Origin of the sequence: Methylobacterium sp. B1 (assembly GCF_000333255.1) — a bacterium.
Lineage (GTDB): Bacteria > Pseudomonadota > Alphaproteobacteria > Rhizobiales > Beijerinckiaceae > Methylobacterium > Methylobacterium fujisawaense.
In genome coordinates, this window is record NZ_BACT01000226.1 from 1 (window position 1) to 12,070 (window position 12,070).

The window sequence follows — 12,070 nt, forward strand, 5'->3', positions numbered from 1 at the left end:
GCACCGGATGACGGGCGAGGCCGGCAACCTGCCAGCCCTCCTGATGGAGCAGCGCCGCGGTGGCGCTGCCGACGATGCCGCTGGCGCCGACGATCAGGGCGGTGTTCGACATAGAAACCCTCATGCCCGCCTCAAATCCGGGTCCGGGGCAGATGGGCGTCGGCAGTGTCGCGACAACCCCACCGCGCGCCGGGGGCGCCTGTGCGGACCGCAAGGGTTGCGGGATCGCGTCACCCCTCTCCGTCACCGCGTGCGCAGCGACGCGACCCAGGGCAGCGCGACATCCTTAAGCGTGGCGCGACCCTGGATTGCTTCGCTGCGCTCGCAAAGGCGGATAGCGCTCTCAGGCGGCCCGGTCGATCGCCGCGCCCAGGACGTCCACGATCTCGCCGATCTGGCCGCGCTCGATGATCAGCGGCGGCGACAGTGCGATGATGTCGCCGGTCACCCGGGTGAGCAGGCCGCGCTCGAAGCAGTCGACGAACACCTCGTAGGCGCGCTTGCCGGGCGCGTCCGGCCGCGGTGCCAGCTCGATGCCGGCGATCAGCCCGATGGTGCGGATGTCGATGACGTTCTTGCGCCCGCGCAGGTCGTGCATCGCCGCGGCCCAGTCGTCGGCGATGTCGGTGACGCGGGTCAGCAGACCCTCGTCCCGGTAGATATCCAGCGTGGCGATGCCGGCCGCGCAGGCGACCGGGTGCCCGGAATAGGTGTAGCCGTGGAACAGCTCGATCCCGTCCGGGCCGTGCATCAGCCCGTCATGGACCGCCCGGCTCGCGAAGACCGCGCCCATCGGCACCGTGCCGTTGGTCAGGCCCTTGGCGCTGGTCACGAGGTCGGGGACGACGCCGAAGAAGTCGGTCGCGAACGGCGCGCCGAGGCGGCCAAATCCGGAAATGACCTCGTCGAAGATGAGCAGGATGCCGTGCTTCGTGCAGATCTCGCGCAGGCGCTCCAAGTAGCCCTTCGGCGGGATCAGCACCCCCGTGGAGCCCGCCACCGGCTCGACGATGCAGGCCGCGATGGTCTCGGCCCCGTGGAGGGCCACCAGCCGCTCCAGATCCTCGGCGAGTTCCGCCCCGTGCTCGGGCTGGCCCTTCACGAAGGCGTTGCGGGCCGGGTCGTGGGTGTGGCGCAGGTGGTCGGTGCCGTTGAGCTGCGGGAAGACCCGGCGGTTCGACACGATGCCGCCGACCGAGAGCCCGCCGAAGCCGACGCCGTGATAGCCGCGCTCGCGGCCGATCAGCCGGGTGCGGGTCCCCTGCCCGATCGCCCGCTGGTAGGCCAGCGCGATCTTGAGGGCCGTGTCGACCGATTCCGAGCCGGAATTGGTGAAGAACACCCGGTCGAGGCGCTTGTCGGGGCCGCCCGGGGCGATCTCGGCGAGGCGTTCGGCGAATTCGAACGCGATCGGGTGGCCCATTTGGAAGGTCGGGGCGAAGTCGAGGGTCGCGAGCTGGCGCTCCACGGCCGCCGCGATGCCCCGGCGCCCGTGGCCGGCATTGACGCACCAGAGGCCCGCGGTGCCGTCGAGGACTGAGCGGCCGTCATCGGCGGTGTAGTGCATGCCCTCGGCCGACACGAGCAGGCGTGGCGCCGCCTTGAACTGGCGGTTGGCCGTGAACGGCATCCAGAAGGCGTCCATCGCGGGCGTGTTGCGGAGCGGATGGTCGGTCATGGGGCGGTTCTCCGGGGCGGGCGGCGCGGATCGGGCGGCGGGACCAGGGGACACCTTCGCCGATCGGGCAACAAGTCCTTTTCTGGTCGCCGCCAACCGCTTGCAGGAATGGGGCCGCGGGTGGCACCGTTGCGGGATCCGCAACACCTGAAACGGGCCTGAGCCGGATGAGCATTGATGTCGGCGCGCGCCTGCGCTTCGTGCGCGCCCGCCACGGCCTGTCGCAGCGGACGCTCGCCAAGCGCGCCGGCGTGACCAACTCGGCGATCTCGCTGATCGAGGCGAACCGGGTGAACCCGTCGGTGGGTGCGCTCAAACGGATCCTCGACGGCGTGCCGATCGGCATGGCCGAGTTCTTCGCCCTGGAGCCGGAGCCGGAGCGCAAGGCGTTCTTCGCCGCCGAGGAGCTGACCGAGATCGGCCGCCGGGCCGCCAAGGGGGCGATCTCGTACCGCCAGGTCGGCGACAGCCTGTTCGGGCGCAAGCTCCAGATCCTCAAGGAGCGCTACGAGCCCGGCGCCGATACCGGCCGGGTGCCGCTCTCCCACGAGGGCGAGGAGGGTGGCATCGTGCTCTCCGGCCGCCTGGAGGTGACGGTGGACGCCGAGCGCCGGATCCTCGGCCCCGGCGACGCCTACAGCTTCGACAGCCGCCGCCCCCACCGGTTCCGCTGCGTCGGGCCCAACCCCTGCGAGGTGGTGAGCGCCTGCACGCCGCCGAGCTTCTGACGGCAGGCCGCCCGCGGTGCCGTCCGGGGCGATTGATCCGGATTCGCTCGAAAGCCCCGGATCTGCGTAACGCGGGATTCAGGCAGGAGGATTAGAACGGGGTCATGGATAACCTGGCCGCCACCGCCGTTCAGATGCTGGGCTCGTCCCAGAACCAGCAGATCGGCATCGCCGTCGCCAAGCAGCAGCTCGCGGCCGACAAGGCCGTCGCCGGGCTCGTCGCGGACAGCGCCCAGAGCGCGGCAAGCGCCAGTCCCCCGGCGCCCCCCGGACAGGGACTGAGCGTCGACCTGCGGGTTTGACCGGGTCCCCTGCCTCGCCGGCGCCGCGAACGAATTCCGCGCGCGCAAACGGCATGGTCTCCGGCCGGCGTTGAACCCCTGCCCTACCCGAATCCGTAGAGCCGGCGCGGGTTGTCGGCGAAGACCATCCGGCGCCGATCCGCGTCCGGCACCCAGTCGGCCATCAGGTCGAGGAGCGTCGCGGTCCGGGGCGGCCCGTCCCAGGCGGCCACGTGCGGCCAGTCCGAGCCCCAGAGACAGCGCTCGGGGGCGGCGTCGTTGAGGGCGCGGGCGAACGGGATCGTGTCGGCGTAGGGCGGACCGGTCACGGAATCCCGGAAGGCGCCCGACAGCTTCACCCAGTTGCCGTCGGCGACGAGGCCGAGCAGCGCCCGGAAGCCCGGATGGTCCACGCCGGCCGAGGTCGGCATATGGCCCATATGGTCGAAGACCAGCGGCACCGGCAGCCGCGACAGGCGGCCCGCGATGGGCGGCAGTTCACGGGCATCGAGCAGGAACTGGAGGTGCCAGCCCATCTCGCGGGCGAGCGCCCCGTAGGACTCGACCTGATCCAGCCCGACCCCGCCGCCGAACAGAACGTTGAGCCGCAGGCCGACCACTCCGGCCTCCTTGAGGGCGGCGAGTTCCCCGTCGGGCAGGCCGAGCGGGATCACCGCGATGCCGCGCAGACGCTCCCGGTTGGCCCGGAGCGTCTCCACCATCAGCCGGTTGTCGGTGCCGTGGACGCTGACCTGGACCAGCACGCCGTTGGCCATGCCGGTGGCGTCGAGCATCGCGAGATACCGGTCCGCCGGGGCGGCCGGGGGCGTGTAGCTGCGGTCGGCCACCAGCGGATAGGCCGGCGGCAGGCCGATCACGTGGGCATGGGTGTCGACCGCGCCGGCGGGCACCCGGTAGCGGGTGGGCCCGCCCGGATGCGGATCCGGGGCGGGGCAGTCTCGGATCTCCGGCATGGTCAGGTATCCGCGTGCAGGACCCGGCCGCGGGTCTCGGGCAGCGCGAAGGCCGCCAGGAAGAAGATCCCGTAGGCGATGGCCGCGAAGATCGCGATGGCCGAGGCGAGGCCGGCGCGCTCGGCGAGGAAGCCGACCAGCGCCGGGAACAGGGCGCCGACGCCCCGGCCGAAATTGTAGCAGAAGCCCTGCCCCGAGCCGCGCAGGCGGGTCGGGTAGAGCTCGGTCAGGAAGGCGCCCATGCCGGAGAAGTAGCCGGAGGCGAAGAACCCGAGGGGGAAGCCCAGCACCCAGAGCACGCTGTTGGAGAGCGGGATCTGCGTGTAGGCGACGATCACCGCGATGGCGCCCAGCGAGAAGATCAGGAACAGCGGCCGCCGCCCGAGCCGGTCGGCGAGCCAGGCGCCGACCAGGTAGCCGGTGAACGAGCCGATGATCAGCGCCGCGAGGTAGCCGGTGGAGGACACCACCGACAGGCCGCGCTCGGTGGTGAGGAAGCGCGGCACCCAGGTGGTGATCGCGTAATAGCCGCCCTGGCAGCCCGCCGCCGCCAGCGAGGCGAGCAGGGTGGTCTTGAGGATCGGCCCGGAGAAAATCTCCCAGATCTTCGGCCGGTCGCCGGTGGCGATGGCCCGGGCGCGGGTCTCGGCGGCGACCTGCGGCTCCTCGACGTAGCGGCGCAGGTAGAAGATCAGCAGGGCCGGCAGGGCGCCCACCGCGAACATCCAGCGCCAGGCGATCTCGGGGGGCAGCAGCGAGAAGGTCACCGCCTGCGACAGGACCGCCAGCCCCCAGCCGATGGCCCAGCCGGACTGGACGGAGCCGACCGCCCGGCCGCGATACTCGGCCCGGATGGTCTCGCCGATCAGCACGGCGCCGGCCGCCCACTCGCCGCCGAAGCCGAGGCCCAGGATCGCCCGGGCCACGAGGAGCTGCTCGAAATTCTGCACGAAGGCGCAGAGCAGGGAGAAGAAGGAGAACCACAGGATGGTGATCTGCAGGGTCAGAACCCGGCCGATCCGGTCGGCGATGAAGCCCGCGAGCCAGCCGCCCAGCGCCGAGGCCAGCAGCGTCACCGTGGCGGCGAGACCGGCCGTGCCGGCATCCACGTGCCACAGGGCCATGATCGTCCCGATCACCAGCGGGTAGATCATGAAGTCCATGCCGTCGAGGCACCAGCCGGCCGCGCAGGCCCAGAAGGTGTGCCGCTCCGGCGGGGTCATCGAACGATAGAAGGCGGTGAGGCTGGCGTCGCGGATCTCGACCACCTCCACGGCCGCGCGCCCCTGCCCGGTTGCTGAACTCATCACCGTCTCCCGCCGCCGGATACCAGTATCGGCGTCCCAGGCTGAGCTGTCCAACGATGCGGCGGGCCACGCAAGGAAAAGGCCGCCCGGAGGCGGCCTGTCCCAGTCTTTTCGCTGTCGATGACGCTCAGTAGCAGCGTTCGACCAGGACCCGGCGGTAGCCGTAGGGGGTCCAGCGCACCCGCGGGACGGTGTAGCAGCCGCCGCCGTAGCCGTAATCGTAGGCGGCCGGCGCGTAGTAGCCGCCGTAGCCGTAGCCCGGATAGCCGTAGCCATAGCCGCCGTAGAGGCTGCCGGCCGCGAGGCCGAGCCCGACGCCGAGACCCAGGCCGCCGAGGCCGTAGCCGTAGCCGCCGCGATAGCCGTAGCCGCCCCGCCAGCCGTATCCCCGACCGTAGAAGCCGCGGCCGTAGCCGAAGCCGCCCGGACGGAAGCCGGCGCCGCGGAAGCCGCCGCCGAAGCCGCCGTTGCGGAATCCCCCGAACCCGCCGCCGCGGAAGCCGCCGCCGCCGAAGCCGCCGCCGTGGAACCCGCCTCCGAAGCCGCCGCCATGGAAGCCGCCGCCGCCGAAGCCGCGTGCGTCCGCGCTGGCCGGCGCCAGAACCAGGGCACCCGCCGCCAGCAGGGCCGATCCGAGCACTGCACCCTTCATCACGTCATCTCCGTGGAAAAAATGCCCTCTGCGGCTAAGAACGTGCGAATCGGCAAAACGGTCCAGCCCCGCCCCGCGGCGCGGAGCCGCGAGATCCACGCGAGATCCCCTGACGCGTCCCGGTCGGGCCGAGACACGAAAATCGCCGCTTTCCAGAGCGAGACGCGCGCCGATCTAGCTTCGCCGTCCCCGACTCGCCGTCCCCGAGCTGCATGGAACGAATGATGATGTTGCGACCGGCTCACGCCCTGTTGATCGCGCTGCTCGCCCTCGCGGCCCCGGCCCGGGCGGCGACCCCGGCGGCGGCGGAACCGTGCCGGCCGGTGGAGGCGCAGGGCGAGACCTTCACGGTCTGCACCATCGACCTGCGGCGGCAGCGGCTGCGGCTGTTCTGGCTCTCGGACGACGGAAAGCCCTACGGCGCCCTCGGCACCCTCGCCGAGAAGCAGGGCGGCCGTCTCGCCTTCGCGATGAATGCCGGCATGTACGACAAGGACCAGGCGCCGGTGGGCCTCTACATCGAGGACGGCCACGAGCTGAAGCGCGCCTCCACGGCGGACGGGCCGGGCAATTTCCACCTCAAGCCCAACGGGATCTTCTGGGTGAAGGGCGAGCGCGCCGGAGTGGCCGACACCGCCCGCTATCTCCGCGCGAAGATGCGCCCGGATTTCGCCACCCAGTCCGGACCGATGCTGGTGATCGACGGCCAGATCCACCCGAAGATCGCCGCCGACGGGCCGAGCCAGAAGATCCGCAACGGCGTCGGCGTGCCCGGCGACGGGCACGTCGCGATCTTCGCCATCTCCGAGCGACCGGTGACCTTCGGGGCCTTCGCGCGGCTGTTCCGGGACGATCTCGGCTGCCGCAACGCCCTGTTCCTCGACGGCTCGGTATCGAGCCTCTACGCGCCGAATCTCGGCCGCGCCGACATTAGCCGCCCGCTCGGACCGCTGGTGGGGGCGTTGCCGCGCTGAGGGTGGCCTCAGCGCTGCCCGAGGCCGTATCCTTGAACAGGTCCTTGTACTCCCGCGGCTGCGAGCGCCAGTACTGCTTGGGCGCCCGGACGCGGGCTCCGAGTTCGGCGGCCGCGTGCCAGGGCCAGCGCGGATCGTACAGCATGGCGCGGGCCAGCGAGATCGCGTCCGCCCTGTCCTCCTGCAGGATCGTCTCCGCCTGCCGGGCTTCCGTGATCAGCCCCACCGCGATGGTGGTGAGCCCGGTCTCGGCCTTGATCCGCTCGGCATAGGGCACTTGGTAGCCCGGCCCGAGCTTGATCGCCTGTTTCGGCGAGACGCCGCCCGTCGAGACATGGAGCGCCGGCGAGCCCGCGCGCTTCAGCGCCTGGGCCAGCGCCACGGTCTCGTCGAGGTCCCAGCCGTCCTCGACCCAGTCGGTAGCCGAGACGCGCAGCCAGACCGGGCTGCCCGCCGGGACGACGTCGCGCACCGCGTCGTAGACCTCGAGGGGAAAGCGCATGCGGTTCTCGAGGCTGCCGCCGTAGGCGTCCGTCCGCTTGTTGGCGATCGGCGATAGGAACTGGTGCAGCAGGTAGCCGTGGGCGCCGTGCAACTCCACGGCCTCGATGCCGAGCCGGACGGCCCGCTTGGCGGTCGCAACGAACTCGTCGCGGACGCGCTTCAGGTCGGCGGCGTCGAGGGCGTGGGGTGGGACCTCGTCCTCCCCGTGCGCCACCGCCGAGGGCGCCTCGGTGCGCCAGCCGTAGGGATGCTCCGGCGGGATCTGCTGGCCGCCGGCCCAGGGCGCCGCGCTCGATGCCTTGCGGCCGGCATGGGCGATCTGGATGCAGATCGGGATCGGCGCGTATTCGCGCACCGCGTCGAGCACGCGGCCGAGCGCCCGCTCGCAGCCGTCGTTGTACAGGCCGAGGTCCCAGGCAGTGATCCGGGCTTCCGGCGAGACCGCGGTCGCCTCCAGGGTGAGCAGGCCCGCCCCCGACATGGCGAGCTGGCCCAGATGCATCATGTGCCAGTCGGTGGCTTCGCCGTCCCGGGCCGAATACTGGCACATCGGGGCGATCAGGATGCGGTTCTCGAGCGTGAGCGCGTCGAGAACCAGCGGTTCGAACAGGCGTGCAGTCATGGGTGGCTCCGGATGCGTCCGGTCAATCTGGCGCAGGACGGCCGCGCCGGCCAGCGCGCTGCGGCAGGTCAGCCCTGCGGCTGGGGGTTCGGGAACTCGCCGATGCGGCTGACCGTTTCTGACGCTGTCGCCACGACGCGAACCGCCTGAGGGGGCGAGATCGCCCGAGGTCCTGAATGATGATCACGAAACTTGCCGCCTCGCTCCTTCTGGCCGCCGGCTGCGCCGCCCTCGCGGCGCCGTCATATGCCCAGCCGGCCGCCTTCGGCGGACCCAAGATGCTCGTTCACGGCAATTATTGCGGTCCGGGCAACAACGCCCCGCTGCCGCCGATCGATGCCCTCGACGCCGCCTGCGCCCGCCACGATGCCTGCACGCCGAATGGCGGGCTGCCCTCGCAGGCCTGCAATCTCCGTCTGCAGCGGGAGGCCACGCTGATCTCCCGCGATCCGCGCCAGCCCCAGGACGTCCGCTCGATGGCCGGCCTCGTCGCGGCCAGCGCGACCCTGATCCCGACCGACCCGAACGCGCGGAGCGTGCCGGCATCGGTGTCGACGAATGCGACGCAGGACGCCTACGCGCCGGCGCTGGACCGATCGGCCCCCGCCGGCCTGGAGGATGACGCCGACGATTCGGACGCAGATTGACACCCTCCTGAGCGCCCGACGGTGACGGCGCGGCCGCCCGGCCGCGCCGTCGCTCGCCGCGGTCAGTCACGATCAGGCACGGTCCGCGGATGCTCCTTCCTGCGCCAGGAAGAACCGGACCATCTCGCCGCTGGCATCGGGCCCGCGCGGATCGGTGTAGGATCCGTCGGGACTTCCGCCCGACCAGGCGTGCCCGGCCCCGTGCAGAACCCACTGCTCCAGCACCGGCCGGCCGGTCGCGTCGCTGCGGACCGTCCGGGTATAGGCCATGCCCCCGGGGCTCGTGCCCCGGCTGACCGTCTCGTCCAGGCCCGGGGCCGGCACGGCCTGCGCCGCGACCCGATCGCCATTGACGGGATGCACGGTTCGGTCGCCGTCGCCGTGGAACACGATGGTCGGGACCGCCTGCCGATTCGGCCCCGGTGCCGACCCTTGCCCCTGCATGGCCGCGAAGGCGGAGGGCATGTCCCGGGCCGCCCCGCAGGCCAGCCCGGAATGGATGCCCACGGCCGCGAACAGGTCCGGATAGGTCGACGCCAGGATCGCCGCCGCGGCGCCGCCGGCCGAGAGCCCGGCCGCGTAGATCCGGCCCGGATCGGCCGAGAACTCCGCCACGACCGACCGGGCGATACCGGCGATCAGCGCCGGCTCGCCGCCCTCGCGGACTTGGTCGCCCGCCGCGTACCAGTTCCAGCAGCGCTGCAGGTTGGCCGACGGGGGCTGTTCCGGATAGGCGACCAGGAACGTCTGCTCCTCGGCCAGGGCGTTCATCCGCGTGCCGGCCGCGAAATCGTCGGGGTTCTGGGTGCAGCCGTGCAGCATCACGATGACGGGTAGGGCCTGACCCCGGTAGCCGCTCGGGACGTAGACCTTGTAGCCCCGGCTGCCGGCGGCCTCCGTGAAAACGCGATCCTCGAACCGCGCCCCGGGCGGGACTTCGGCGGCAGGGCGGCGGGCTGACGGGCCGGCATTCGGCAGCCGCTCGCGCAGGGCGCGCAACATCGCCGACAGGTCCGGGGCCGTCCCTGGTCGCGAACCGCCGCCTTGATCCGGCGCCGTCCAGGCACCGCCGGCTGCCGTCGGCGCCTCCATGTCGAGGGTCTGCTCGGCATGACCGGCGGTGCCGGGCCGGTCTGCCATCCCGCGTCGTGCCTCGGTCCATTGCGCGACGGCGGCCTCCTGGCCGCGGCGGAACCGCGCCATGGCGTCCTGCATCCGGGCGGTCCGGTCCGCTGCCCCGGTTCCGCGCCCGGTTCCTTGCCCCGTTCCCCTGCCCTTCGCCGTCGCGGATCCGAAGGCGTGCGGGTCGAATTGCGACATTCCGAACGCCGAGAGGTCGAGCTTCGACGGGTCAATCTTGGGGAAACGGAACATGGGGAGGATCCTCATACGGCGTGGTTCGGGTGGAGATTCCGCGCGACCGGGGCGCGGACGGTCAGGTGGTCCGGTCGGCCAGTGCCGCCTTGACGGCGGCGCTGGCCTGGAAGGCACCCAGGACCTCCACGGACGCGATCGCGGCCCGCGCCAGTTCGGGGGTGACGTCGGTGGCGATCGTGGCGAGGCCCAGGACCTGGATGTGCAGGGGGGAGCCGGCATCCCGGGCCGCTTCCAGGTCCGCGCGGGAGAAGTGCGAGAGCCCCAGCCGGAGCTGGCGCCGCGCCACCGACTGCCGGACCGCCTCCTCCTGCCGGTCCAGCTGATTGCGCACGGCCGTGCGGATGAAGTCGGCCCGGTTGGCGTAGAAGCCGTCGCGGACCATCAGGTCGACGCGCCCGAGATCGACGAAGCCGAGATTGACCGTGATCTTCTCGCTGTCCGGCACCTTCGGACGGAGGTCGCGCGCGGTGTCGGTCATCGTCGAAACATCTCCAGGCCATCCCGTTGGATGGTTCAGAGATGGTGATGGGCATCCGAAGCGCAATGGGCGTTGGCGTATTGAGACCGGCGGCAGCGCCGCGCACGCCGGTCATGCGGCCCGGGAACCTGCCCGGCAGCCCGCGCGCGCTCTCACCGGGGAGTGGTGGCGTCCCAGAGCGTGCCAGGGTCGCAGATTCCGTGCGGGATGGCGCAGGCTCGAGCGGTGCGGTGCCATCTGCCCCGCCCCCACCCGTCGCCTCTCCCCTGAGCGTGGGGGAGGCCGCACTTGCGTTCCCGGGGCAGTGGCGCCGGGCGGAAATCTGCGGATCACGCAGGCGCGCTGAGCGCGGCGGCCGCAGAGGGGCGACGGCGGGTCAGGGCGGCCGCATCCTGCATCGCGCCGTGACCCGGCGCCGCGCGGGGAGAGCCGCCTGGACTCGGCGCCTGTCCCGATCGCGGGACCGTCCGGCGCCTCAATCGGCGCCGATTCCCCGCCCCTTCAGGCTCTCGTCGATCTCGTCGAGGGCCGCGGCGTCGTCGATCGTCGCCGGCATCGTCCAGGGCTCGTGGTCGGCGATGCGCTTCATGGTGGCCCGCAGGATCTTGCCCGAGCGGGTCTTGGGCAGCCGCGGCACGGTGAGGGCCAGCTTGAACGCCGCCACGGGGCCGATCTCGTCGCGCACCTTGGCCACGAGTTCCCGCTCGATCGTCTCGGTCGGCCGGTCGACGCCGGCCTTGAGCACCACGAAGCCACAGGGGACTTCGCCCTTCAGGGCGTCCCGGATGCCGATGACCGCGCACTCGGCCACGTCCGGATGGCCCGCCAGCACCGCCTCCATGCCGCCGGTGGACAGGCGGTGCCCGGCGACGTTGATGATGTCGTCGGTGCGTCCCAGCACCGTGATGTAGCCGTCCGCGTCGATCACCCCGGCATCCGAGGTGTCGTAGTAGCCAGGGAACGTGAAAAGGTAGCTCGACCGCATGCGCGCGTCCGAGCCCCAGAGCGTCGGCAGGCAGCCGGGGGGCAGGGGCAGGCGGATCGCGATGGTGCCCATGGTCCCGGCCGGGACCGGTTTGCCGCCCTCGTCCAGCACCTCGACCCGGTAGCCCGGCATCGGCACGCAGGTGCTACCGTGCTTCACCGGCAGGAGGCCGAGACCCATCGGGTTGCCGGCGATCGGCCAGCCGGTCTCGGTCTGCCACCAATGGTCGATCACCGGCCGGTTCAGCACCCGCTCGGCCCAGGCGACCGAATCGGGATCGGCGCGCTCGCCCGCGAGGAACAGGCTGCGGAAGGCGGAGAGGTCGTAATCGGCGATCCGGGCGCCGGCGGAATCCTCCTTCTTGATGGCCCGCAGCGCCGTCGGCGCGGTGAACAGGCACACGACCCCGTACTCGGCGACGACCCGCCAGAATGCGCCGGCATCCGGCGTGCCCACCGGCTTGCCCTCGTACAGGACCGTGGTGCAGCCGTGCAGGAGCGGCGCGTAGACGATGTAGGAGTGCCCGACGACCCAGCCGATGTCGGAGGCGCAGAAATAGGTCTCGCCGGGCTGGACGCCGTAGAGGTTCGGCATCGACCACGCGAGGGCGACGAGGTAGCCGCCGGTATCGCGGACCACGCCCTTGGGCTTCCCGGTCGTCCCGGAGGTGTAGAGGATGTAGAGCGGGTCGGTGGCGGCGACCGGCACGCAGGCCGCCCGCTGCCCCGCCGCACGGGCGGCCGCCACGGTCTCGGCCCAGTCGCGGTCCCGCTCCGGCATGAGCGTCGCGGCGGCCTGCGGGCGCTGCAGGATCAGGCAGGCTTCCGGCTTGTGGCGCGAGGCCGCGATCGCCGCTCGAGAGC

13 protein-coding genes are annotated in these 12,070 nt (G+C 71.9%); 4 read left to right on the forward strand and 9 right to left on the reverse strand.

Annotation, left to right across the window (positions count from 1 at the left end; translation table 11 throughout):
- The coding region (locus I53_RS34925) for an NAD-dependent epimerase/dehydratase family protein (RefSeq protein ID WP_148291076.1) at positions 1-112 on the reverse strand (112 nt) is incomplete at its 3' end.
- A 231-nt stretch (positions 113-343) separates the two neighbouring features.
- On the reverse strand, positions 344-1,678 hold the full coding sequence (locus I53_RS06225; protein WP_043347931.1) for an aspartate aminotransferase family protein: 1,335 nt from the start codon (positions 1,676-1,678) through the stop codon (positions 344-346).
- A 167-nt stretch (positions 1,679-1,845) separates the two neighbouring features.
- Between I53_RS06225 and I53_RS06230 the strand changes: the two genes are divergently transcribed.
- Both I53_RS06230 and I53_RS06235 read left to right on the forward strand, forming a co-directional pair.
- On the forward strand, positions 1,846-2,406 hold the full coding sequence (locus I53_RS06230) for a cupin domain-containing protein (protein WP_012318079.1): 561 nt from the start codon (positions 1,846-1,848) through the stop codon (positions 2,404-2,406).
- A gap of 104 nt (positions 2,407-2,510) precedes the next feature.
- Positions 2,511-2,708, forward strand: a complete 198-nt coding sequence (locus I53_RS06235; RefSeq protein WP_043347934.1) for a hypothetical protein — start codon at positions 2,511-2,513, stop codon at positions 2,706-2,708.
- 83 nt (positions 2,709-2,791) lie between these two features.
- Here I53_RS06235 and I53_RS06240 read toward each other — a convergent pair whose 3' ends face one another.
- The 3 genes from I53_RS06240 to I53_RS06250 form a co-directional block, all read right to left on the reverse strand.
- Positions 2,792-3,661 (reverse strand): amidohydrolase, encoded by an 870-nt coding sequence (locus tag I53_RS06240; protein ID WP_043347936.1) that lies wholly within the window; start codon positions 3,659-3,661, stop codon positions 2,792-2,794.
- A gap of 2 nt (positions 3,662-3,663) precedes the next feature.
- A complete protein-coding gene (locus tag I53_RS06245) occupies positions 3,664-4,968 on the reverse strand; it encodes an MFS transporter (protein ID WP_043347938.1) in 1,305 nt (434 codons plus the stop codon).
- A gap of 127 nt (positions 4,969-5,095) precedes the next feature.
- Complete coding sequence (locus tag I53_RS06250) at positions 5,096-5,620, reverse strand: hypothetical protein (RefSeq protein ID WP_043347940.1); 525 nt, start codon at positions 5,618-5,620, stop codon at positions 5,096-5,098.
- A 221-nt stretch (positions 5,621-5,841) separates the two neighbouring features.
- Between I53_RS06250 and I53_RS06255 the strand changes: the two genes are divergently transcribed.
- The gene (locus I53_RS06255; protein WP_374701300.1) at positions 5,842-6,594 is read left to right on the forward strand and encodes a phosphodiester glycosidase family protein; all 753 of its coding nucleotides are present in this window, start codon (positions 5,842-5,844) and stop codon (positions 6,592-6,594) included.
- Here I53_RS06255 and I53_RS06260 read toward each other — a convergent pair.
- On the reverse strand, positions 6,551-7,720 hold the full coding sequence (locus I53_RS06260; protein WP_051044694.1) for an NADH:flavin oxidoreductase/NADH oxidase: 1,170 nt from the start codon (positions 7,718-7,720) through the stop codon (positions 6,551-6,553). The genes I53_RS06255 and I53_RS06260 overlap by 44 nt on opposite strands.
- Before the next feature lie 176 nt (positions 7,721-7,896).
- Between I53_RS06260 and I53_RS06265 the strand changes: the two genes are divergently transcribed.
- Positions 7,897-8,367, forward strand: coding sequence for a hypothetical protein (locus I53_RS06265; RefSeq protein ID WP_051044695.1), 471 nt, complete (start codon positions 7,897-7,899; stop codon positions 8,365-8,367).
- A 72-nt stretch (positions 8,368-8,439) separates the two neighbouring features.
- On the opposite strand, the gene I53_RS06270 is transcribed toward I53_RS06265, so the two are convergent.
- The 3 genes from I53_RS06270 to I53_RS06280 form a co-directional block, all read right to left on the reverse strand.
- Complete coding sequence (locus I53_RS06270; protein ID WP_374701301.1) at positions 8,440-9,582, reverse strand: PHB depolymerase family esterase; 1,143 nt, start codon at positions 9,580-9,582, stop codon at positions 8,440-8,442.
- Between the two features lie 220 nt (positions 9,583-9,802).
- A complete protein-coding gene (locus I53_RS06275; protein WP_043347948.1) occupies positions 9,803-10,222 on the reverse strand; it encodes a CopG family transcriptional regulator in 420 nt (139 codons plus the stop codon).
- A 475-nt stretch (positions 10,223-10,697) separates the two neighbouring features.
- Positions 10,698-12,070 (reverse strand): AMP-binding protein (locus I53_RS06280; RefSeq protein ID WP_043347951.1); only part of this gene is annotated, 1,373 nt, incomplete at its 5' end.